The sequence below is a fragment of the Cupriavidus sp. 2TAF22 genome, from assembly GCF_052115045.1.
In the GTDB taxonomy this organism is placed as follows: domain Bacteria; phylum Pseudomonadota; class Gammaproteobacteria; order Burkholderiales; family Burkholderiaceae; genus Cupriavidus.
This window is the reverse complement of the sequence record NZ_JBFRFX010000023.1, coordinates 159,566-180,434: the sequence shown is the minus strand read 5'-3', so window position 1 is coordinate 180,434 and position 20,869 is coordinate 159,566. Positions and strand designations below refer to the sequence as shown.

The 20,869-nt window shown below is 68.9% G+C and carries 21 protein-coding genes; 15 read left to right on the top strand and 6 right to left on the bottom strand.

The window, feature by feature from the left end:
* Positions 1-583: 583 nt before the first annotated feature.
* Positions 584-1,312 (top strand): SDR family oxidoreductase, encoded by a 729-nt coding sequence (locus tag AB4Z48_RS25890; protein WP_441619237.1) that lies wholly within the window; start codon positions 584-586, stop codon positions 1,310-1,312.
* A gap of 51 nt (positions 1,313-1,363) precedes the next feature.
* The gene (locus AB4Z48_RS25885) at positions 1,364-1,957 is read left to right on the top strand and encodes a 2-hydroxychromene-2-carboxylate isomerase (protein ID WP_441619235.1); all 594 of its coding nucleotides are present in this window, start codon (positions 1,364-1,366) and stop codon (positions 1,955-1,957) included.
* A 24-nt stretch (positions 1,958-1,981) separates the two neighbouring features.
* Here the strand turns inward: AB4Z48_RS25885 and AB4Z48_RS25880 are convergent, their stop codons facing one another.
* Positions 1,982-2,170, bottom strand: coding sequence for a hypothetical protein (locus AB4Z48_RS25880; protein ID WP_441619233.1), 189 nt, complete (start codon positions 2,168-2,170; stop codon positions 1,982-1,984).
* A 66-nt stretch (positions 2,171-2,236) separates the two neighbouring features.
* On the opposite strand from AB4Z48_RS25880, the gene AB4Z48_RS25875 reads away from it, so the two are divergent.
* A complete protein-coding gene (locus tag AB4Z48_RS25875) occupies positions 2,237-2,623 on the top strand; it encodes a hypothetical protein (RefSeq protein ID WP_441619231.1) in 387 nt (128 codons plus the stop codon).
* 17 nt (positions 2,624-2,640) lie between these two features.
* Here the strand turns inward: AB4Z48_RS25875 and AB4Z48_RS25870 are convergent, their stop codons facing one another.
* Positions 2,641-3,978, bottom strand: a complete 1,338-nt coding sequence (locus tag AB4Z48_RS25870) for an AI-2E family transporter (RefSeq protein WP_441619229.1) — start codon at positions 3,976-3,978, stop codon at positions 2,641-2,643.
* Between the two features lie 297 nt (positions 3,979-4,275).
* Between AB4Z48_RS25870 and AB4Z48_RS25865 the strand changes: the two genes are divergently transcribed.
* Complete coding sequence (locus tag AB4Z48_RS25865) at positions 4,276-5,154, top strand: YihY/virulence factor BrkB family protein (RefSeq protein WP_441619227.1); 879 nt, start codon at positions 4,276-4,278, stop codon at positions 5,152-5,154.
* A 20-nt stretch (positions 5,155-5,174) separates the two neighbouring features.
* Here the strand turns inward: AB4Z48_RS25865 and AB4Z48_RS25860 are convergent, their stop codons facing one another.
* Entirely contained in the window at positions 5,175-5,930 is a 756-nt protein-coding gene (locus AB4Z48_RS25860; protein WP_441619225.1) for a sulfite exporter TauE/SafE family protein, read from the bottom strand.
* A 132-nt stretch (positions 5,931-6,062) separates the two neighbouring features.
* The gene (locus tag AB4Z48_RS25855) at positions 6,063-7,055 is read right to left on the bottom strand and encodes a LysR substrate-binding domain-containing protein (RefSeq protein ID WP_441619223.1); all 993 of its coding nucleotides are present in this window, start codon (positions 7,053-7,055) and stop codon (positions 6,063-6,065) included.
* Between the two features lie 181 nt (positions 7,056-7,236).
* Between AB4Z48_RS25855 and AB4Z48_RS25850 the strand changes: the two genes are divergently transcribed.
* From AB4Z48_RS25850 to AB4Z48_RS25820, 7 genes are all read left to right on the top strand, one after another.
* On the top strand, positions 7,237-8,604 hold the full coding sequence (locus AB4Z48_RS25850) for a D-serine ammonia-lyase (RefSeq protein ID WP_441619221.1): 1,368 nt from the start codon (positions 7,237-7,239) through the stop codon (positions 8,602-8,604).
* A gap of 44 nt (positions 8,605-8,648) precedes the next feature.
* Positions 8,649-9,629: a Bug family tripartite tricarboxylate transporter substrate binding protein gene (locus tag AB4Z48_RS25845; RefSeq protein ID WP_441619219.1), complete on the top strand. Its 981-nt coding sequence runs from the start codon at positions 8,649-8,651 to the stop codon at positions 9,627-9,629.
* Between the two features lie 142 nt (positions 9,630-9,771).
* Positions 9,772-10,995 (top strand): DSD1 family PLP-dependent enzyme, encoded by a 1,224-nt coding sequence (locus AB4Z48_RS25840; protein ID WP_441619217.1) that lies wholly within the window; start codon positions 9,772-9,774, stop codon positions 10,993-10,995.
* Between the two features lie 32 nt (positions 10,996-11,027).
* A complete protein-coding gene (locus AB4Z48_RS25835; RefSeq protein WP_441619288.1) occupies positions 11,028-11,183 on the top strand; it encodes a hypothetical protein in 156 nt (51 codons plus the stop codon).
* A gap of 346 nt (positions 11,184-11,529) precedes the next feature.
* Positions 11,530-12,987, top strand: a complete 1,458-nt coding sequence (locus tag AB4Z48_RS25830; RefSeq protein ID WP_441619215.1) for a cytochrome ubiquinol oxidase subunit I — start codon at positions 11,530-11,532, stop codon at positions 12,985-12,987.
* Between the two features lie 2 nt (positions 12,988-12,989).
* The gene (cydB, locus tag AB4Z48_RS25825) at positions 12,990-13,997 is read left to right on the top strand and encodes a cytochrome d ubiquinol oxidase subunit II (protein ID WP_441619213.1); all 1,008 of its coding nucleotides are present in this window, start codon (positions 12,990-12,992) and stop codon (positions 13,995-13,997) included.
* The gene (locus AB4Z48_RS25820) at positions 13,997-14,152 is read left to right on the top strand and encodes a DUF2474 domain-containing protein (protein ID WP_441619211.1); all 156 of its coding nucleotides are present in this window, start codon (positions 13,997-13,999) and stop codon (positions 14,150-14,152) included. Before cydB ends, AB4Z48_RS25820 begins: the two co-directional genes overlap by 1 nt.
* Positions 14,153-14,282: 130 nt before the next feature.
* Here AB4Z48_RS25820 and AB4Z48_RS25815 read toward each other — a convergent pair whose 3' ends face one another.
* On the bottom strand, positions 14,283-15,287 hold the full coding sequence (locus tag AB4Z48_RS25815; protein ID WP_441619209.1) for a D-cysteine desulfhydrase family protein: 1,005 nt from the start codon (positions 15,285-15,287) through the stop codon (positions 14,283-14,285).
* A gap of 107 nt (positions 15,288-15,394) precedes the next feature.
* A complete protein-coding gene (locus AB4Z48_RS25810) occupies positions 15,395-16,159 on the bottom strand; it encodes an SDR family NAD(P)-dependent oxidoreductase (protein WP_441619207.1) in 765 nt (254 codons plus the stop codon).
* 138 nt (positions 16,160-16,297) lie between these two features.
* Between AB4Z48_RS25810 and AB4Z48_RS25805 the strand changes: the two genes are divergently transcribed.
* The 4 genes from AB4Z48_RS25805 (at position 16,298) to AB4Z48_RS25790 (ending at position 20,840) form a co-directional block, all read left to right on the top strand.
* On the top strand, positions 16,298-16,894 hold the full coding sequence (locus tag AB4Z48_RS25805; protein WP_441619205.1) for a TetR/AcrR family transcriptional regulator: 597 nt from the start codon (positions 16,298-16,300) through the stop codon (positions 16,892-16,894).
* Positions 16,895-16,968: 74 nt separating this feature from the next.
* Positions 16,969-18,288 carry an MFS transporter gene (locus AB4Z48_RS25800; RefSeq protein ID WP_441619203.1) on the top strand — a complete coding sequence of 440 codons (1,320 nt, stop codon included), beginning with the start codon at positions 16,969-16,971 and terminating at the stop codon, positions 18,286-18,288.
* 317 nt (positions 18,289-18,605) lie between these two features.
* The gene (locus AB4Z48_RS25795; RefSeq protein WP_441619201.1) at positions 18,606-20,636 is read left to right on the top strand and encodes a hypothetical protein; all 2,031 of its coding nucleotides are present in this window, start codon (positions 18,606-18,608) and stop codon (positions 20,634-20,636) included.
* A gap of 24 nt (positions 20,637-20,660) precedes the next feature.
* The gene (locus AB4Z48_RS25790; protein WP_441619284.1) at positions 20,661-20,840 is read left to right on the top strand and encodes a hypothetical protein; all 180 of its coding nucleotides are present in this window, start codon (positions 20,661-20,663) and stop codon (positions 20,838-20,840) included.
* The last annotated feature ends 29 nt before the right edge of the window (positions 20,841-20,869 follow it).

Below are 20,869 nucleotides of genomic sequence, written 5' to 3'. Positions count from 1 at the left end.
ATCGCGGTCCGCGACGGGTTCTCCACCGGGCACGGCAGGCTCTGGCACCCGTCGCAGACGATCCGCGACAGCCTTGCCGCCAGGGCACGGGCAGACGCTGCGCACGGGCGAGCGCGGCAGTATCGCCGTGCCGCTGGCATGGGGGAGAAACACTGCGCGTGGACGTGGCTGCCGCCGGCCTGCGGCTGCTCCTGTCGGACGAGCCGCTGGCCGTCGTGCGGCTGCGCCGCAATAGCGCATCCAGCCAGCCGGACGCCGCCGGTCAGCCCGGCGGCTCCCATGAGCGGATCCACGCCCGTGGTGGCGAAGCCCCCGCGCCTGGCTAGCGCGCCGCTGGCTGCTATCACACGCTCGCGCGTGGCGGCTTTGTGGATTGCGGAATCACGCAGTGCTGTTCCTGGGGGGGCGGGGTATGGTGCCAAGGCTTGACGCCGGCCGCATTCGTACCATAAAGTTCGCTTACTAAACGATCGTTCAGCTTAGGGCAGATTCGCCGCCACAGCAAGGCGGCGCACCGCGCAGCGACGAAAAAAACCGCCCGGGGTCCTGCCCGGGCGCAATATCGCAGACTGGAGACAATGCAATGACCAACAAGAAAGCCGTTCTGGTGGTGGGTGCGGGCGACGCTACGGGCGGCGCCATTGCGCGCCGCTTTGCGCGCGAAGGCTATATCGCCTGCGTCACGCGCCGCAATGCCGACAAGCTTGCGCCGCTGGTGGAGCAGATCCGCGCCGAGGGCGGCGAGGCGCACGGCTTTGCCTGCGACGCGCGCAAGGAAGAAGACACCGTGGCGCTGATCGAGCGCATCGAGCGCGAGATCGCGCCGCTGGAGGTGGCGATCTTCAATATCGGCGCCAACGTGCGCTTCTCCATCCTGGAGACCACCTCGCGCGTGTACTTCAAGGTCTGGGAGATGGCCTGCTTCGGCGGCTTCCTGATGGGACGCGAGGCCGCCCGCGTGATGCTGCCGCGCGGCCACGGCTCGATCTTCTTCACCGGCGCCACGGCCAGCCTGCGCGGGCGCGACGGCATGAGCGCCTTCGCCGGCGCCAAGCATGCGCTGCGCGCACTGGCGCAGAGCATGGCGCGCGAACTTGGCCCGAAGAATATCCACGTGGCGCACCTGGTGGTGGACGCCGCCATCGACACCGACTTTATCCGCTCGAACTTCCCCGACCGCTATGCGGCCAAGGACAACGACGGCATCGTCAATCCCGAGCACATCGCCGATACCTACTGGATGCTGCACCAGCAGCCGCGCGACGCCTGGACCCACGAACTGGACATCCGCCCGTGGATGGAGACCTGGTGAGCATCGGCGCAAGAGAATGTCCGCCAGGAAAACCATGAACGGAGACAACAGATGAGCAAGCAGGTCACCTTCTATTTCGATTTCGGCAGCCCCTACTCTTACCTGGCCTACAAGGAGCTGCCGCGCGTGGCGCAGCGCACCGGCGCGCGGATCGACTGGCAGCCCATCCTGCTCGGCGGTGTGTTCAAGGCCACCGGCAACCACAGTCCCGCGGAGATTCCCGCCAAGGGCCGCTGGTCAAACACCGATACCGCGCGCTGGTCGAAGCGCTACGGCGCCAACCTGCAGCAGAATCCGCATTTCCCGATCAACACGCTGGCGCTGATGCGCGCCGCGAAGGGCTACCAGCTGCGCGACGAAGCCGCCTTCCACCGCTATGTGGAGGCCATGTTCGCCGCCATGTGGGAGCAGCAGCGCAACCTCAACGATCCCGCCGAGATCGGCGCGGCGCTGGCGGCGGCCGGCCTCGACCCGCGCGAGGCCTTGAAGATGATCGAGGACCCCGTCGTCAAGGACGCCCTCAAGCAGGCCACCGAGGCGGCAGTGGCGCGCGGCCTGTTCGGTGTGCCGAGCTTTGTCGTCGGCGACGAACTGTTCTGGGGCAACGACCGACTGCTGTTCGTGGAGGAAGCGCTGGGCGCGTGAAGGCACGCCAGCGCCGGCCGCGCGTCAGAACGCGGGCAGGATGGCACCCTTGAACTGCCTGGCCAGGAAGTCGCGCACCTCCTGCGACTGGTACGCCGTCACCAGCGGCTTCACCCATGGCGCAGCAGCGCGGTTGCCATTGGAGGGATCGTTCTGGATGCCGACCTTGGCGCCTTCCGGCAGCGCGTGTTCGCCTAACGATATGCGCGGCATGCACCGTGCGTGGCGGCCAGGTCCGGTAGAATTGCGCTCCCTTCGCGGCACCCTGTACGGCAAGCCATGACGCAAACCCCACCGGCATCGCCTGCCGCACCTGACTACCGGATCCTGTTCGCGTTCAGCGCCGCCGCGGGCACCGTGCTCGAGATCAAGCGCCTTGGCCTGCCCGCCGAGGCGCCGCGCGCGCGCAAATACCAATGGCTGTGGCTGGACGGCGAAAGCCAGCCCATGTGCGTGCGGCCGCTGCGGTTCGTATCGATGCGCGAAGACGAAGGCGCGGCGCTGCCTCACGAGCGCGTCTTCGCCGAAGGCGTGTTGCGCTTCGGCGCGCAAGCGGCTGAACTGATCCTGGCAGGAGAAGGCACGCTGCGCTTGCTAGCGTGCGAGCCGCAGGCGCTTTCGCCGGCGGCGGCGGCGCTGGTGACGCAGTTCGCGGCCCCCGCTTGAGACAGCCCCGGCCGCGCTCACTCGCCCAGGAATTCGGCCAGCACCTCCATGCCTTCCACATGATCGGCCACCACCTTGGCGATCACCGCGATGGGAATGGCCAGCAGCACGCCCCAGGCACCCCATAGCCAGGTAAAGAGCAGCAGCGCCACGAACACCGCCACTGCATTCATCTTCGCCATGCGGCCCGTCATCCAGGTAGTGACCACCGAGCCGATCAGCGTGGCGATCAGCAGCGAGCCGCCGGCCGCCAGCGCGGCCAGGCCGAAGGCACCGCCGGTCTGCATGAAGGCGGCCAGCCCGATGCACACCGCGATCAGCGCCGCGCCGAAATACGGCACCAGGTGCAGCGCCGCCGCGGTCAATGCCCAGGTGCCGGCGTTATCGAGGTGCAGCCACTTCAGCAACAGCCACGTCAGCATGCCCACCATGGCATTGGCGACCAGCAGCATCACCATATAGCCCTGGATCTGGCGGTTGATCTCGTCGAGCATATGCACGCTGATCTTCTTCTGCGAGAGCGTGGTACCGGCCATCTTGACGAACTTGCGCTTGAACATATCGCCCGAGACCAGCATGAAGAAGGCCAGGAACAGCACCACCGCAGCCTGTGCCAACAAGGCGAGGATGCCCATCGATCCGGCCACCAGCATATTCGTCATGGCGTCGCCCGAGCGCTCCACGACGACCTGCGGCGTGCGGGCCGGCGGCGGCTGCCCGGTGCCCGCCAGCACCGTGGCCGCGCGGCGGACCTTCTGCACCATGGAGTCGTCGCCGCTGAGCAGCGCGCCTAGCGAACGCGAAAGCTTGGTGGCCACCTCCGGCAGGCGGTCCACCAGCCCTGCTGCCTGGTCCTGCAGCAGGTAGGCGCAGCACACCACGCCGGAAAGCATGGCCAGCAGCACAAGCGATGCGCCGATCACCCGCGGGATGCGGCGGCGGAACAGGAAGGTAACCAGCGGATCGAGCATATAGGCGATCACGATCGCCAGCACCACCGGGATCACGAAAGCGCTGGCAAGATGAAGCGTATAGAGCGATGCAAGCACGGCCAGGATGACGAGGGCCTGTTCGCCGCGGCCACCTGCAGCCACGGGAGCGGCGGCCGGCCCGGCGAGCGTCTCTGCGGGTGTGGCTGCCGGCGCCTCGGGCGGTGCATTGCCGCTGTCAGGCAGGCCGACGGCTTGCGCCGCCCCGGCTGCCTGCGCCGCTGGCGCGGTGGCGGTGGCCTCGCCAGGCGCAGCGGCGGCGGCGGCCGCGGCATTGGCATCGGCCGCCGATTGGGCCGCCGATTGGGCCGCCGATTGCCGCTGCCTGAGGCGGAGATGGCTGAGCGAAGGCAGGGAAAAGGGCATGGCGACAGGCGTGGTGGCGATGGGAGGGGCTGATGACTGGGGCTGGGCTTGGGCTGATGGCTGGAGCCTTCTTCCCAGCATAGCCCCGCCGGTCCCCATTGCTGTCGGAGAATGCCGCCCGCCCATGTAGGACAAGCTCGTCTTGCCCTTGTACGCGTCATGCACCACATTGAACATTGACTGGAACTTCAAGGGCAAGGCGGCGCTTTGCGCCGGGCCAGGCGCGCCCGCCGCCGCATGCCTGCGCCGCGCCGCTTCCGCACTTTTTGCGGCCCGAACAATCACAGCCCCTTCGCCATGCCCATCCTCGATGCGCGCGCCCGGCTGGTACTGAAGCACCCGGGCGCCTTCATGCTGCGCACGCTGCGGCATTTCCGCGCCAACCAGGGCTTGCTGCTGGCCGGCGCGGTGGCTTACTACGCCCTCCTGTCGATCGTGCCGCTGCTGATCCTGATGGTGATCGCGCTGTCCCACGTGATCGAGCCGCAGGCATTGCTGCGCACCTTGTCGCGCTACCTGGAATGGCTGGTGCCCGGGCAATCGCGCGCGCTGATCGCCGAGCTGGCGAACTTCCTGGACAACCGCGGCGTGATCGGCTGGGTGCTGCTGGCGAGCATGATCTTCTTCAGTTCGCTGGCGTTCACGGTGCTGGAGAACGCCATGTCGGTGATCTTCGAGCACCGCGTGGCAATCCGCCGCCGCCACTTCATGGTGTCCGCGGTGCTGCCCTACTGCTATATCGTCGTGCTCAGCCTCGGCCTGCTGCTGGTGACGGTGGTGTCGGGCTCCCTGCAGGCCTTCGGCCAGCGGCATGTGGAGGTACTGGGGCACGACTGGTCGCTGGACCGCCTCTCGGGCAGCCTGCTGTACCTGCTCGGCCTGGCGGGCGAGATCCTGATGCTGACCTCGATCTACCTGGTGATGCCGGTGGGCCGCCTGTCATTGCGGCATGCGCTGCTCGGCGCCGTGACCGCGGCGGCGCTGTGGGAGATCTCGCGCCACGTGCTGGTGTGGTACTTCACCACGCTGTCGCAGGTCAGCGTGGTGTACGGCTCGCTGGCCACGGCCATCGTGGTGCTGCTCAGCCTGGAGATCGCCGCCACGCTGCTATTGCTTGGCGCGCAGGTGATCGCGGAATTCGAGCGCAGCGGCAACGATGAGCCCTTCCACACCTGAGCGACCTGAGCGGCTACGGCTTAGTGCATGGCTCCGAGCAGCCTGGGCAACGAGGCCGCCAGCAGCGCCACGCCCGAGGCCGTCAGCAGGCTCAGCACGATGCGACGGAAAGCGATCTCGCTGATGCCGATATACAGGCGCGCGCCCAGGATGCTGGGCACCAGCATGGCCGGCCCCACCACCAGGAACATCGGCAGCATGTCGCGCGTGACGATGCCGGTGCCGACGTAGGTCGCCATCGTCACCGCCAGCGTGGCCAGGTTGAAATTCTGGATGATGGCGCGCTGCTCGTCCTTGGGCAGTCCGCGCAGCGTGCACCACAGGGTGGGAATCACGCCGGTGAAACCGCCGATGCCGCCCATGATGCCGCCGGCGGCGCCGATCAGGCCATCGGCCAGCCGTCCGCCGAAGCGGATGCGCGGCAACTGCGCGGACATCAGCATGAGCGGGCACCACACCGCCAGCAAGGCGCCCAGGCAGGCCTTGAAGACATTGGCATTGAGCACCGGCAGGATGGCCACCCCGATGGGAATGCCGACAATACCGCCGGCCACGAAGGGCAGCAGCTGGCGGAGCGAGAAGCTGCGCCGCACCGTGATGGCCGCCACCACCTGCCCGGTGAGCGAGCCGAACACCGCCATGGCCGCCGCCAGGCGCGGCTCGACCGTCCACACCCAGAACGACATGGCCACCATGCCGAAGGCAAAACCGGACAAGCCCTGCACGAAGCCGGCCACGACGGCGCCCAGCGCCACGATCACGAGAGGAAAGTCCATCTGAACCCAGGATAGCGGCGGCGGCCTGGCTTGCCGCGTCGCCGCATGTGCGCTGCGCGCATCGCGCGAAAGCCGCAAACTATGCCGATAATCGGCCCGCTTGTCATCCGTGGCTGTGCATGCCGCAGCGCATCAGGCGCGCCGCCGTGCCCCGGGGCCGCCGGGCGGGCGGCGCGCCCGGATATCGAGCACCTTGGCCCGCGCGGTATCGAAGCGCGCACCCTCGGCCGCCAGCCAGTCTTCCACCATGGCGATATGTGGCGTCTGGCCGTGCGCGCTGACAAAGAAGTAGGACGCCTGCGAGCGGGCATGGATGCCGAACAGGTCGACCAGCCGCCCGGCCTCGATATCCTCCAGCACCAGCGCCGAGCGGCCCATGGCGATGCCCTGCCCCGCCAGTGCCGCCCCCACCGCGAGCTGGGACAGGTTGAAGCGCTGCCCCGCGTCCAGGCCCGTCACCTCGGCCCCGGCCATGCGCAGCCAGTGCAGCCACTCGTCGAACGGCTGCGCGCCGTCCCAGGGGCTGGTGTCGTGCAGCAGCCACGCGCCCTTGAGGTCGCGCGGGGCGCGCAGTTCGGGATGCGCGGCCACGAAGGCGGGGCTGGCCACCGGCAGCAGCCATTCATCGAGGAACAGGCGGGCCTTGAGGTCGTCGTAGCCGCCCAGGTCGAAGCGCACCGCGGCGTCGATGCCGTCGCGCACCATGCGGCCGCGGTCCAGCGCGTGGAACTCGCCATAGACGCGCAGGCCCACCTGCGGATGATCGCGGAAGAAATCGCCCAGGCGCGGGGTCAGCCAGCGCATCGCGAACGACGGCGCGCAGCTCAGCGCGATGGGACCGGACTCGCGCGGCTTGCGCAGCTGCGTGAGCGTGCCCTCGATGGCCTGGAAGGATTCGCGCAGCACGAAGCGCAGCCGGTCGCCCTCGGGCGTGAGCACCAGCGCGCGCGGCGTGCGCAGGAAAAGCGGCCGGTCCAGCCATTGCTCGAGTTGCTTGACCTGCTGGCTGACGGCGCCCTGCGTGACGCAGAGCTCGGCGGCGGCATGGGTGAAGTTGCAATGTCGCGCGGAGGCTTCGAAGCAGCGCAGCCAGCTCAAGACGGAAGACGACAGCAGAGTGCTCACGGGACGGACTCACGGTAAAGCGGCGCGCCCGGCGCACCGGACCGACGACATGCACCCGCATGGGGAACAGATCGCATCGCCATTAGTAATACTGATGCCTGGCTAAATATAAATGGATTGTCACGGCGCCGGCCGGGACCAACAATGAAGCCATTCCGAAACGCAGCAGGCACCCACCTCCATGCATGCATCCGCAGCCGCACCCCAACCACTGTTCTCCGATGCGGGCCTCGCCGGCCTGAGCACCGCCACACCCCTGCTGTGGTGCAATCCCGGCCGCACCGACGCGCCACCGGCGGCGCAGCCCGCAGGCGAGCGCAGCATTAGTCTAGCTGATATCAGGGCGGCACAGGCACGCTTGCGCCGCTTTGCGCCGTTGCTGGCCACGCTGTTCCCAGAGCTGGCGCGGACCGGCGGCACCATCGAATCGCCGCTGCTGGCGGCCCCCGGCATGCAGCAAGCCCTGGGATTGCCGCACGAACTGGGCCGCCTTTGGATCAAGGCCGATCACAGCCTGCCGGTGGCCGGCTCGATCAAGGCGCGCGGCGGCATTCACGAAGTGCTCGAATTTGCCGAGACGCTGGCCCTGGAACACGGCCTGGTCGGCCCCGGCCGCGACGCACCCCCGGATTACCTGGCGCTGGGCGCGCCGGCGGCGCGCGCGCTGTTCGGGCGCTACCAGGTCGCGGTCGGCTCCACCGGCAACCTCGGACTGAGCATCGGCGTGATGGCCTCGGCGCTGGGTTTTCGCGCCGCCGTGCATATGTCGGCCGACGCCAAGGCATGGAAGAAGGCGCGCCTGCGCAGCCGCGGCGTGGAAGTGGTGGAGCATGCCGGCGACTACGAAGAAGCCGTGGCCGCCGGCCGTCGCCAGGCGCAGCATGACCCGTTCACCTACTTCGTCGACGATGAGCGTTCGCTGTCGCTGCTGCTGGGCTACGGCGCCGCGGCGCTGCACCTGCGCGAGCAACTGGCCGCGCGGGACATCCTCGTGGATGCCGCGCACCCGCTCTTCGTCTACCTGCCGTGCGGCGTGGGCGGCGCGCCGGCCGGCATCACCTTCGGCCTGCGCCAGCTGCTTGGCCCGCATGTGCATTGCTTCTTCGCCGAGCCCACGCAATCGCCCTGCTTCCTGGTGCAGATGGCGGCGCAGGACGGTAACCCCTCGGTCTACGATGCCGGCCTCACCAACCTCACCGAGGCTGACGGCCTGGCCGTGCCGCGCGCCTCCGAACTCGCGGCCGGCGTGATGCGGCCGCTGCTGTCCGGCGTCTTCACGGTGGCGGACGACACGCTGTTCCGGCACCTCGCGCTGGCATGGCGCAGCGAAGGCGTGCGCATCGAGCCCTCCGCCGCGGCCGGCTTCAGCGGGCCGCGCATGCTGTGCGAAAGCGAAGCCGGGCGCGCTTACCTGGCCCGGCACCAGCTGGACGCCGTCATGCCGCAAGCCATGCACCTGGTGTGGACCACCGGCGGGCTGTTCGTGCCGCAGGCCGAATACCAGGCCTTCCTCGACAAGGCTGCCGCGCTGGCGCGCCAGGCGCGCTGATTCTGTTCCGATCCACGACAACCCCGACCCGCAGGAGAGCCAGCATGACATCCTTCCAACCCATCAAGCTTGCATGGCTGGCCGCCTGCTGCCTGGCGGTCCCCGCCGGCAGCGCGCTGGCCGATACCTACCCTTCGCGTCCGATCCAGATGGTGATCCCCTTCCCGCCGGGCGGCGCCACCGACGTGATCGGCCGCCTGCTGGCCAAGAAGCTGGGCGACCGGCTGGGCCAGACCGTGGTGATCGACAACCGGCCGGGCGCCGGCACCATCGTCGGCGCCGGCATCGTCGCCAAGGCCGCGCCCGACGGCTACACGCTGCTGGTGAGTTCCGGCACCACGTTTACGGTCAACCCGGCCATCCATCCCAAGCTGCCCTACGATCCGCTCAAGAGCTTCGAGCCGATCGGGCTGACAGGGCGCACCGGGCTGATCCTGCTGGCCAACCGCGACGTACCGGTCAACAACCTCAAGCAACTGGCGGCAGCGGTCAAGGCCGCGCCGGGCAAGTTCTCGTATGGCTCCTTCGGCAGCGGCACCACGGCGCAGTTCGCCGGCGAGATGCTGCTCAACGACCTGGGCATCAAGATGCTGCACGTGCCGTACCGCGGCAGCTCGCCCGCCATGACCGACCTGATCGGCGGGCAGATCCCGTTCTCAGTGGACACCGTGGCGGCCGCGGTGCCGCAGATCCGCGCGGGCAAGGTCAAGGCCATCGCCATCACCACCGCGAAGCGCTCCAGCCTGCTGCCCGAAGTGCCGACCGTGGCGGAAAGCGGCTTCCCCGCCACCGACATGGACACCTGGCTGGCGGTGGTGGCGCCACGCGGACTGCCGCCCGAGGTCAAGGCACGCCTGGAAAAGGCGCTGGCCGATACCATGGCCGACCCGGACACCCGCAAGAAGCTGCTCGACAACGGGTTCGAGCCTGCCTACGGCAATGCGGCCGAAGTGACCGCGCTGATCACGAAGGAGCTGCCGCGCATGCGGGCCATTGCGCAGCGCGCCAATATCCAGGCCGACTGATGGCGCCAAGTGTCGAGGCGGGCGCGGTGACCGGCGCGGCGGCACGCTGGTTTGACAGCGCCCGCCCGCGCGCCACATCATCGCAGGCACGGCCGCCCGCCGGCGGCGCCATGCCAACCGAACGACACCAGACAGGCCTTCCATGACAACTACCGCTTCCGCTTCGCCATCCCCGCAGATGCCTTCGGCCCTGGCCGCCCTGCAGCTCGCGCCGGCCGCCGTGGCCGGGCAGCCGATGACCGCCATCGACACGCCCGCGCTGGTGCTCGACCTGGACGCATTCGAGCGCAACGTGGCGCACATGCAGCAGGCCGCCGACCAGGCGGGCGTGCAGCTGCGCCCGCATGCCAAGGCGCACAAATGCCCGCAGATCGCACTGGCGCAGATCGCGCGCGGCGCGGTCGGCATCTGCTGCCAGAAGGTCAGCGAGGCGCTGCCCTTCGTGCAGGCGGGAGTCAGGGACATCCATGTCAGCAACCAGATCGCCGGGCCCGCCAAGGCCGCGCTGCTGGCGCAGCTGGCCGTGCATGCGCGCATGAGCGTGTGCGTGGACGACGCCCGCCAGGTGCAGGCGCTGGCCGCCGCCGCGGCACAGGCCGGCAGCACCATCGGCGTATTCGTGGAGATCGACGTGGGCCAGGGCCGCTGCGGCGTGTCCGGCGCGCCCGCCGCGCTGCAACTGGCGCAGGCGATCGGCGCGCACGCGCAGCTGGAATTCCGTGGCCTGCAGGCTTATCACGGCGGCATCCAGCATGTGCGTGACTACGCCGCGCGCCGCCAGGCCGCGGCCGATGCCGCCAGGCGCACCGCGGCCGTGGTCGCGGCGCTGGCCGAAGCCGGCGTGACCTGCGCCACGGTCACCGGCGGCGGCAGCGGCAGCGTGGAGTTCGACCTGCACAGCGGCGTCTATACCGAGATCCAGCCCGGCTCGTACATCTTCATGGACGGCGACTATGCCCGTAACAACTACTGCGGGCCGCTGCGCTTCGAGCACAGCCTGTTTATCGCCAGCAGCGTGATGAGCGTGACGGCCGCCGCGGCGCCCGCGCCGGCTACCCCCCGCGTGGTGGTGGATGCCGGGCTGAAATCGATGGCGGTCGATTCCGGGCTGCCGCTGATATGGGGCAGCGACGGGCAAGACTTTGCGCTGGCCTATGTGGCGGCCAACGACGAGCACGGCATCGTGGAAGCGCTGCCCGCGCCGGGCGCGCGCTCGGCGCCGGTGCTGCCGGCACTGGGCAGCCAGGTGCTGCTGGTGCCCGGCCACTGCGATCCCACCCTCAACCTGTACGACGAGATGATCGGCGTGCGCGGCGGCACGGTCGCCTGCCTGTGGCCGGTGGCCGCGCGCGGGCTGAGCCGCTAGCCACGCGGGCTTCAGTCACAACCCCATCCACCATGACCCGGAACGACGGCTTGCCAGCGCAGGCCGCCGTGGCGCTGCGCCGCATGATCGGCAGCAAGGAGATCTCTCCCGTACAGCTGCTGGAGGCGTGCCAGGCGCGGGCCGCCGAACACGCCGTGCTCGGCGGTGCGCGGCCAGCACCACTTTGAGCGCAGCAAACTGATACGGTCTTTTTTCAAGTCGTTGCTTCTGTTATCCACGCCGGCCTGCCGGTAGCATGTTGTCCATGGCATGCGCCGGGCGCGCTCCGCGCCCCGGTTGCGAGCCCAACTCATGGCTTTCGCACATGGACATCCCCGCTTCAGGCCTGCCCGCCCGGGCAGGCTCCCCGCTCGCTTCCGCCCTGCCGTACCAGGGGCCATCTCCCGGCGCTGGCCGCCGCCACGCACAAGCGTCCTTCAACGCGCTCCCGGCGTGGTCTACGCTATCCCTACGCGTTACCGGGTGCGATGGACCAGCCACCCCGGGCAACCACCGCATCACGGAGACCACGCCATGTTCGGCCTGAGCGCGCTCGACCTCGCCCGCATCCAGTTCGGGTTCACCATCTCGTTCCACATCATCTTTCCCGCCATCACCATCGGCATGGCGAGCTACCTGGCGGTGCTGGAGGGCTGCTGGCTGCGCACGAAGGATCCGGTGTATCGCGACCTCTATCACTTCTGGTCCAAGATCTTCGCGGTCAATTTCGGCATGGGCGTGGTGTCCGGCCTGGTGATGGCGTACCAGTTCGGCACCAACTGGAGCTTCTTCTCGGACTTCGCCGGCAGCGTGACCGGCCCGCTGCTCACCTACGAGGTGCTGACCGCGTTCTTCCTCGAAGCCGGCTTCCTCGGCGTGATGCTGTTCGGCTGGAAGAAGGTCGGCCCCGGCCTGCACTTCTTCGCCACCCTGATGGTGGCGCTCGGCACGCTGATCTCGGCGACCTGGATCCTGGCCTCGAACAGCTGGATGCAGACGCCGCAGGGCTACGAGATCATCGACGGCCGCGTGGTGCCGGTGGACTGGCTGCGCGTGATCTTCAACCCGTCCTTCCCCTACCGGCTGGCGCATATGAGCGTGGCGGCATTCCTCGCCACGGCGCTGTTCGTCGGCGCCTCCGCGGCCTGGCACCTGCTGCGCGGCCGCGATAACCCGGCGATACGCAAGATGATGTCGATGGCGATGTGGATGCTGCTGGTGGTGGCACCCGTGCAGGCCGTGATCGGCGACATGCACGGCATCAACACGCTGGCGCATCAGCCTGCCAAGATCGCCGCGCTGGAAGGCCACTGGGAGAACCGTGGCGACGAACCGCTGCCGTTGATCGTGTTCGGCTGGCCCGACATGGCGCGCGAGGAGACCCGCTTCGCGGTGGAGGTCCCGCGCCTGGGCAGCCTGATCCTGACGCACAGCCTGGACGGCCAGATCGCCGGCCTGAAGGAATTCCCGCCGCAGGACCGGCCCAATGCCACCATTTTGTTCTGGAGCTTCCGCGTGATGGTGGGGCTGGGCATGCTGATGATCCTGCTCGGGCTGTGGAGCCTGCTGCTGCGCCGTGGCGAAGCTCTCTACCGCGCGCGCGCCTTCCTGCGCATGGCGCTGTGGATGGGACCGGCCGGGCTGGTGGCCCTCCTGGCAGGCTGGTTCACCACCGAGATCGGGCGCCAGCCCTGGGTGGTCTACGGCGTGATGCGCACCGCCGATGCCGTCTCGCCGCACGGCGCGCCGGAGCTGGCGCTGACGCTGGCCTTGTTCGTCGTGGCCTACTTCTTCGTGTTCGGCGTGGGCATCGCCTACATGATGCGGCTGGTGCGCAAGGGGCCGGTCATGCATGAAGGCGACGACGACGCCGAAGAGAGTCCCCACCCGGCGCGTACGTCGGCCCACACGCCGGCCCGCCCGCTGTCCGCCGTCGACGACCCCGGGGACGTGCCCGGCACGGCCGCCGCATCCACGCATTCCCGGAGCTGACCATGGGCATCGACCTCTCCCTGATCTGGGCCGTCATCATTTTCTTCGGGGTGATGATGTACGTGGTGATGGATGGCTTCGACCTCGGCATCGGCATGCTCTATGCCTTCGTGCCGGACCGCCATGACCGCGATGTGATGATGAATACAGTGGCGCCCGTGTGGGACGGCAACGAGACCTGGCTGGTGCTGGGTGGCGCGGGCCTGCTGGCCGCCTTCCCGCTGGCCTACTCGGTGGTGCTCAGCGCGCTCTACCTGCCGCTGGTCCTGATGCTGCTGGGCCTGATCTTCCGCGGCGTGGCGTTCGAGTTCCGCTTCAAGGCCAACGACCGCGAGCGCCATGTCTGGGACAAGGCGTTCATCTGCGGCTCGCTGGCCGCGGCCTTTTTCCAGGGCGTTGCGCTGGGGGCCTATATCGACGGCATCCGCGTCAGCGGCCGCGCCTTCGCCGGCGGCCCGCTGGACTGGCTGCATCCCTTTCCGCTGTTCTGCGGGCTTGGCGTGGCGGTGGCCTACACGGTGCTGGGCAGCACCTGGCTGATCATGAAGACCGAGGGCGAACTGCACCAGCGCATGCTGCACCTCACCGGCAGACTGGCCTGGGCCTTGCTGGGCGTGATCGCCATCATCAGCATCTGGACCCCGCTTGCCCATGCGCGCATCGCCCAGCGCTGGTTCAGCCTGCCCAACCTGATCTGGTTCGCGCCGGTACCGCTGCTGGTGTTGCTGTGCATGTACCGGCTGGTGCGGTCGCTGGCCGCGGATGCCCACCTCGCGCCCTTCATGTACACGCTGGCCCTGGTCTTCCTGGGCTACAGCGGGCTGGCCATCAGCGTGTGGCCGAATATCGTGCCGCCCGGCATCACGATCTGGGATGCCGCCGCGCCGCCGCAGAGCCAGGGCTTTACGCTGGTGGGGGCGTTGTTCATCATTCCTTTCATCCTGATGTACACGGTGTGGGCGTACTACGTGTTCCGTGGCAAGGTCAAGCACGGAGAGGGGTATCACTGATGGCGGCGCGACGGCGCGGGCACCCGCGGGCGCCGCGCGGCTGGCTGGCGCGGATCGGCTGGATGCTGGCGATCTGGGGGATCAGCGTGGCGGGGCTGGGACTGGTGGCCCTGGCGATCCGCGCGCTGATGCGGCTGGCGGGGATGCACGGATGAGTGCGCCCCGCGCGGCGCGGCGACGCGTCGGCCGAGCGTTCGCTATTGCCGCCGCGGGCGATGCCATGGCAATGGTTGTCCGCGCCTGCCGCGATCCGGCCGGCTGCGGCCGCCAGCGGCGGCGCTTGCGCTAGAAGATGCTCCGGTAGGCAAACAGCGAAGGCACGCCGCCGCTCATGACGAACAGGATCTGCTGGCCTTTGCGATATCGTCCGGCCCTGACGTCATGGACCAGGCCGGCAAACGCTTTGCCGCTGTAGACAGGATCGAGCAAGATGCCCTCTTGCGTGGCGACAAGGCGCAAGGCGTCGACCATGCCTGCGGTGGGCTGGCCATAGCCGGGTCCGAACTGGCTGCCGTCCACGTCCACGGATTCGGCCGCAACGCCGAGCGCCGGATCGAGCAGCGCCAGGGTCTGCCTTGCCTTGGCAAGCGTGTCCTCGCGCGCCTTCTCGAGCGGTGCCAGCACCGAGTAGCCGGCAACGCGCGCTGCCGGACGGCCGCAGGCGATCTCCCCCGCTATCAGCCCGGCCTGCATGCCGCCGCTGCCGTTGGCCACCAGGATGCGATCGAAGGACAGGCCGCGCGTACTGGCTTCGTCGTCGATTTCCACGGCGCATGCCGCGTAGCCCAGGCAGCCGGTCGGGCTGGAGCCGCCCAGCGGGCAGACGTAGACGCGACGCCCTTGCGCGCGCAGCGCCTCGGCGCGCTGGTTGGCATACCCCAGCGCGTCGGAGCCCGCCGGCAGGTCATGCACGCGCGCCCCGAACAGGTCGTCGAGCAGCACGTTCCCGCTATTCACGTAGTCGGCGTCCTCACGCGGGACCAGGCGTGCAAGGATCAGCTCGCATGCCAGCCCCGCCTTTGCCGCGGCCGCGGCGGTCAGCCGTGCGTGGTTCGATTGCCTTCCGCCCACCGTGATGATGGTATCGGCACCGTCCGCCAGTGCCTCCCCGACCAGGTATTCGAGCTTCCTGAGCTTGTTTCCGCCTCCGCCCAGGCCGCCGATATCGTCCCGCTTGACGAAAATATCGGCGCCGCCAAGGTACTGGCTCAGCCGTGGCAGATGCTGGATCGGCGCCACGCCTTCGCGCAGGGTGTAGCGAGGGAAACGGGATAGGTCGATTGCCGTCATGTCTTGCGTCTTGCCCGAAAGAAAGACACCGAGAATAGCGCCAATCCCGACGGCACGCTCGCGCCGGCCTGCGCGACGACGGCGGTGCTCAGCGCACGCGAAAGCGCTTACGCCGACAGGCCGCCATCCACGCCGATGCTCTGCCCGTGGATGAAGCGCCCGGCCGGCGAGGCCAGCAGCACTGCCAGCCCGGCCACATCCCTGGCCTCGCCGATGCGGCGCATGGGAATGCCGGCCGCCAGCCGCGCTTCCTGCTCCGGATTTCCCCACAGCGCCTCGCGCGAGAACTCGGTGCGCACCGGGCCCGGATTGATGGCATTCACATTGATGCCATGCGGGCCAAGTTCCTGCGCCAGGCTGCGCACGGCCTGGTCGGTCGCCCCCTTGGTGATGCTGTAGAGACCCAGCATGGCCGAGCCGCGCTTGGCCGCGATGCTCGACATGAACGTGATGGAGCCGTCGCCGCGCGCGATCATCTGCGGCGCCAGGGCGTTGACCAGCACCAGGTTGCCGCGCACATTGCCGGCCATGGCCTGGTCGAACAGGTCCGGTCCCTGCGTCAGAAGCGAACCCACCTCCGCGCTGGCCGCCGCGTTCAGCACCAGCACATCGACGCGGCCGAAGGCGGCCAGTGCCTGCTCGGCGAAGGCGCGCACGCTGCCGACATCGGCGATGTCGCAAGCGATTCCCCTGGCCTTGAAGCCTTCGGCTTCGAGCGTGGCGGCGACTGCCGCCGCGCCAGCCTGGTCGCGGCCCGACACCACCAGGGCGGCGCCGGAGGCACCGAGCGCGCGGGCCATTTCGAGGCCCATGCCTTTGGTGGAGCCGGTGATGACGGCCACGCGGCCAGTGAGATCGAACAGATTCTGCATGAAATGCCTCCTTGAGGGCGGAAGGATGCTGCGAGCCAGGGCGGCCAGCAGCTTTTTAAATGATGAGCAACATTTATTGAATAAATTATGGGTGTCATATAAAATCCGGTCAAGAAAAAACTTGCCAGGAGAGCGGACATGGCGCGCGCATCACGAGAACAGGCAGAAAAGAACCGCGAAGCGATCGAGGCAGCATCTACAAGGCTGTTCCGCGAGCGCGGACTGAACGGCGTCAGCGTGGCCGAGCTGATGGCCGGGGCCGGCCTGACCCATGGCGGCTTCTATGGACACTTCTCGTCCAAGGACGCGCTGGCGGAGCTGGCGTGCAAGCGCGGCTTCGAAGAATCGGCGCGGCGCTGGGCGGGCCGCATCGGCCGCGGCGGCGACGACAAGCGCGCCATGCGCGCCAACCTGGTTGAACCCTATCTGACGCAGGATCACTGCGCGCACCCCGGCGAGGGCTGCTCTGCGGTAGCGCTGGCCAGCGACGTGGCGCGCGAACCCGCGGACAAGCCGGTGCGGCAGGCCTATATCGACGGCCTCAAGGTCATGGTCGAAGACTGGATGAAGACGGTGGCGCACGATGACCCGGCCGAGCGCCGCAAGCTGGCGCTGGCGCAACTGTCCACGCTGGTGGGCGCGATGACGCTGGCGCGGGCGACGGCCGGCGACGCATTGTCCGACGACATCCTCGCCGCCGCGCACGACATGCTGCTGGGCCCACTCGCACCGTAAGGACAAGCAACGCCCACCCCTCGCTCACAAAACCGAACCGAAACCGAAACCGAAACCCTGCTCCTGGATACTTCATGTTTGCTCAAGCGCTTTCCAGCCGGCTCGACCGGCGCGGCATCCACTACGCCTGGCTGATCGCCGCCATCACCTTCTGCGTGATGCTGACCACATCGGCCGCCCTCGGCCTGCCCGGCGCCTTCCTCAAGCCGCTGACCCGCGAGATGGGCTGGGATACGGACCAGATCTCGTCGATCCTAGCCTTCCGCTTTGCGCTGTTCGGCCTGATGGCGCCGTTCTCGGCCATCCTGATGGAACGCTTCGGGGTGCGCAACGTGGTGTGGGCCGCGCTGGGGCTGATCGCCGGCGGCATGGCGCTGGCCACGGTGGCCACCGAGCTGTGGCAACTCTTTGTCGCCTGGGGCCTGATGCTGGGCGTCGGCTCCGGACTGACCGCGCTGGTGCTGGCGGCGGTGGTGGCGAGCCGCTGGTTCAGCGCGCGGCGCGGGCTGGTGATCGGCGTCCTGACCGCGAGTTCCGCCACCGGGCAACTGGCGTTCCTGCCGGTGGCGGCCTGGCTGATCGAGCATATGGGCTGGCGCACCGCCGTGCTGCCCGTGCTGCTGGCCTGCGCGGTGCTGGCCGTGCTGGTGTTCTGCTTCATGCGCAACCGCCCGGCGGACGTAGGCCTGGCGGCCTTCGGCGAAGTGCCGCAGAAGGTGCCGGCCACGGCGGCCCAGCCGCCGGCGGCTCCCGCGCCGCTGACGCTGCGCGGCCCGTTCGTGGTGCTGCGCGATGCGGCCCGCAGCCAGACCTTCTGGGTCCTCGCCGGCACCTTCTTCATCTGCGGCCTCAGCACCAACGGCCTGATCCAGACGCACTTCATCTCGCTGTGCGCGGACTTCGGCATGAGCGCGGTGCCCGCCGCCGGCGCGCTGGCCATGATGGGCGCCTTCGATTTCGTCGGCACCATCCTGTCGGGCTGGCTGTCGGACCGCTATGACTGCCGCAAGCTGCTCTTCTGGTACTACGGCCTGCGCGGGCTGTCGCTGTTCTGGCTGCCGCACTCCACCTTCACGCTGTACGGCCTGTCGATCTTCGCCATGTTCTACGGCCTGGACTGGATCGCCACGGTGCCGCCCACGGTCAAGCTGGCAGGCTCGGCGTTCGGCAAGGAGCGCGCGCCGATGGTGTTCGGCTGGATCTTCGCCGCCCACCAGGTCGGTGCCGCCACGGCCGCCTTCGGCGCCGGCCTCACGCGCACCCTGCTGCTGACCTATACGCCGGCCCTGTACGCCGCCGGCGCGGCCTGCCTGGTGGCCGCGCTGATGGCGCTGGCGGCCGGACGCAAGACCGCCCGTGCCGGCGGCAAGCCCGCGCAGGCAGCCAACGCCTGATCGCCCGCAGCGCCCGCCGCTCGCGCGGGCGCTGTCCTGTCCCTCTCCTGCCCCACCGCACCGGCCTCACCCGCCTCACCCGCCTCACCCATCCCCCCGCATTTTCCGCTCCGCAGCCACGCCGCCCGGCCCTGGCTGCGCTTCGCGCATGCCTGTTCCATCAGGAATGCGAATAGGCGCATCAGCATTCTTTGCCCGCCTGTCACCCGGCTGACAACCCCTTTTCTTACTCTGCCAACGCGTCACGGGCAGCGTGATTGGCAGCGCCGCCGTTGCGGCGCGCGGCTAGCGAGACAACAGAAAAGAGGGAAGCAGACATGGCATGGAAACAGCAGGCACGCGTGGCGTGCAGCCTGGCCCTGGCGGGCGCGGTAGCAGCATGCGGCGGCGGCAGCGATGCGCCGGCGACCGTTGCCCCGGACCAGGGCAATGCCGGCAACGGCAACGCGGGCGCCACCAGCAAGAAGATCCTGCTGGTCGGCGTGGACGGCGCCACCTACAGCCAGCTGCAGAGCGCGATGATCCAGCGCGGCATGCCCAACCTGGCCACGCTGGCGATCACGCCTTCGTCCACCGGCGGCAGGCTCGGCACCACCACCGAGCAGGCACCGCTGGACGGCCCGGGCTGGGCCACCGTGCTGACCGGCACCTGGCAGGACCGCCACGGCGTGAACGACGACGTGGCGACCCTCGGCGGCCTGAAGGCCCCGACCCTGTTCCAGTACCTGCGCACCGCCAACGCCAGCAGCGCCGGGGCCGCCAGGCAGCGCCTGGGCGTGGCCAGCAGTTCGGCAACCCTGCCGGCACTGCTCAAGGCCGACGCGGCCACCGGCAATATCGATTCGCTACGCGACTGCGCCTACGACGACGGCTGCGTCACGCAGGAAGGCCTGAAGCTGGTGCAGTCGGGCTACGACGTGGTCCTTGCCCAATACGCCGCCCCCGACCTGGCCGCCGCGACGCAAGGCTTCCAGGGCGGCGGCTACGCGAGCGCGCTGGCCGCCTTCGACCAGGCGCTCGGCAAGCTGCTGGCCGCCGTGCAGGCGCGCCGCCAGGCCAACGCCGGCGAAGACTGGCTGGTGGCCGTGACCACCAGCCACGGCCTCGACGCCACCGGCGCCACCACCACGCTGCCCACCGTGGAAAACCGCACCGCCTTCATCGCGCTGAACAAGCCGTTCAACGCAGCGCTGGCCAGCAACCTGCCCGCCGCACCGGCCACCGCCGCCGCGCTCTCGGCGCTGCCGGGCGAGACGGACCTGCTGCCCACGCTGCTGGCCCATGGCGGCGTGGCCATCCCCGCCGCGTCGTACAAGCTCGACGGCTCCGCGCTGACCGGCAGCGCCGGCGCGCGCGCACTGAAATCCACCGTCGGCACCTTCAGCGATTCGCTGGTGCTGTCCTGGCAGAATCCTGCCGCCGCCACCGGCGACATGACGCTGCTGCGCGACGGCGTGCAGATCGCCACCCTGCCCGCCGGCACCACCAGCTACGAGGACAAGACCCTCAACGCGCCAGCCAGCGGTGTCTACCGCTACAACTACACGCTGGTGCGCAATGGTGTGCCCGCCTCCCTGCTGGCGCAGATCAACTACGTCAAGCCGGTCGTGCTGGCCGACACGCTGCGCAACAACCTCGCCGCGTACTACAGCTTCGAGACGCTGCCCGCGGTCGACGCAAAGGGCACCACCACCATCGGCCCGTGGGTGGCCGGCACCGACGGCGGCTCGCCCGGCACCGACAACTTCGGCACCAGGTCGCTGAAGGTCAACTCCAACGTCGACGCCTACGTGCTGAACCAGAGCGGCGCCGATATCGCGCTGTCCCCGCAGTTCACCATCGGCTTCTGGTTCAAGTCCGACTGCACCCAGGGCAACGGCACCGGCGAGCCGATCCTGTCGAACAAGAACTACGTCTCTGGGTCGAACGCCGGCATCGCCATCGGCCTGTTCGGCAGCTGCGAGGTGCGCTTCAACATCGGCAGCGGCGGCAAGCGCGACGACATCCAGGGCATGAAGTTCAGCGCCAGCCAGTGGGCCTACCTGGCCCTGTCGGTCAACGCCACGGCCAAGACCTTCAGCGCCTACATCATCGACCCGGTGATGGGGGTGCAGAAGAAAGAAAACCAGGCCATCGTCAACACCGACGTGACCAGGCTCGGCGGCCTCAACACCAGGCAGTGGGGCATCAATGACGACGCCACCCACGCCTACGTGCCCAACAACGCCGGCTCGCTCAAGGGCGTGATGGAGTTCAACGACCTCGCCATGTGGACGCGCCAGCTCAGCCTGGCCGAGCTGCAGACCATCACCGGCTCGCGCCAGCCCCTGTCCACGCTCAACCCCTGATTCCCCACGAGAGCAAACGTGACCATGAAGCCTTCGATCTCGATTCACGCACTGCCCGCATGGCTGGCGGCGCTGGCGCTGTGCGCCGTGCTGAGCGCCTGCGGCGGCGACGCCGGCGACAACAACGCAGCCCAGCCTCCCGCCAAGCCGGCCGAGCCCGGCGCACAACCGGCGGTGACGCCGCAACTGCGCTGCGCGCCCTGATGGATGGGCAGGCCCGGCACCGCGCCGGG

Excerpts from the sequence above, each read along its gene's own strand:
- cydB (WP_441619213.1), top strand. The coding sequence starts at position 12,990 with ATGGGCATCGACCTCTCCCTGATCTGGGCCGTCATCATTTTCTTCGGG.
- AB4Z48_RS25865 (WP_441619227.1), top strand. The coding sequence starts at position 4,276 with ATGCCCATCCTCGATGCGCGCGCCCGGCTGGTACTGAAGCACCCGGGC.
- AB4Z48_RS25805 (WP_441619205.1), top strand. The coding sequence starts at position 16,298 with ATGGCGCGCGCATCACGAGAACAGGCAGAAAAGAACCGCGAAGCGATC.
- AB4Z48_RS25815 (WP_441619209.1), bottom strand. The coding sequence starts at position 15,287 with ATGACGGCAATCGACCTATCCCGTTTCCCTCGCTACACCCTGCGCGAA.
- AB4Z48_RS25820 (WP_441619211.1), top strand. The coding sequence starts at position 13,997 with ATGGCGGCGCGACGGCGCGGGCACCCGCGGGCGCCGCGCGGCTGGCTG.
- AB4Z48_RS25875 (WP_441619231.1), top strand. The coding sequence starts at position 2,237 with ATGACGCAAACCCCACCGGCATCGCCTGCCGCACCTGACTACCGGATC.
- AB4Z48_RS25845 (WP_441619219.1), top strand. The coding sequence starts at position 8,649 with ATGACATCCTTCCAACCCATCAAGCTTGCATGGCTGGCCGCCTGCTGC.
- AB4Z48_RS25860 (WP_441619225.1), bottom strand. The coding sequence starts at position 5,930 with ATGGACTTTCCTCTCGTGATCGTGGCGCTGGGCGCCGTCGTGGCCGGC.
- AB4Z48_RS25840 (WP_441619217.1), top strand. The coding sequence starts at position 9,772 with ATGACAACTACCGCTTCCGCTTCGCCATCCCCGCAGATGCCTTCGGCC.
- AB4Z48_RS25890 (WP_441619237.1), top strand. The coding sequence starts at position 584 with ATGACCAACAAGAAAGCCGTTCTGGTGGTGGGTGCGGGCGACGCTACG.
- AB4Z48_RS25870 (WP_441619229.1), bottom strand. The coding sequence starts at position 3,978 with ATGCCCTTTTCCCTGCCTTCGCTCAGCCATCTCCGCCTCAGGCAGCGG.
- AB4Z48_RS25810 (WP_441619207.1), bottom strand. The coding sequence starts at position 16,159 with ATGCAGAATCTGTTCGATCTCACTGGCCGCGTGGCCGTCATCACCGGC.
- AB4Z48_RS25800 (WP_441619203.1), top strand. The coding sequence starts at position 16,969 with ATGTTTGCTCAAGCGCTTTCCAGCCGGCTCGACCGGCGCGGCATCCAC.
- AB4Z48_RS25835 (WP_441619288.1), top strand. The coding sequence starts at position 11,028 with ATGACCCGGAACGACGGCTTGCCAGCGCAGGCCGCCGTGGCGCTGCGC.
- AB4Z48_RS25830 (WP_441619215.1), top strand. The coding sequence starts at position 11,530 with ATGTTCGGCCTGAGCGCGCTCGACCTCGCCCGCATCCAGTTCGGGTTC.
- AB4Z48_RS25880 (WP_441619233.1), bottom strand. The coding sequence starts at position 2,170 with ATGCCGCGCATATCGTTAGGCGAACACGCGCTGCCGGAAGGCGCCAAG.
- AB4Z48_RS25885 (WP_441619235.1), top strand. The coding sequence starts at position 1,364 with ATGAGCAAGCAGGTCACCTTCTATTTCGATTTCGGCAGCCCCTACTCT.
- AB4Z48_RS25795 (WP_441619201.1), top strand. The coding sequence starts at position 18,606 with ATGGCATGGAAACAGCAGGCACGCGTGGCGTGCAGCCTGGCCCTGGCG.
- AB4Z48_RS25790 (WP_441619284.1), top strand. The coding sequence starts at position 20,661 with ATGAAGCCTTCGATCTCGATTCACGCACTGCCCGCATGGCTGGCGGCG.
- AB4Z48_RS25850 (WP_441619221.1), top strand. The coding sequence starts at position 7,237 with ATGCATGCATCCGCAGCCGCACCCCAACCACTGTTCTCCGATGCGGGC.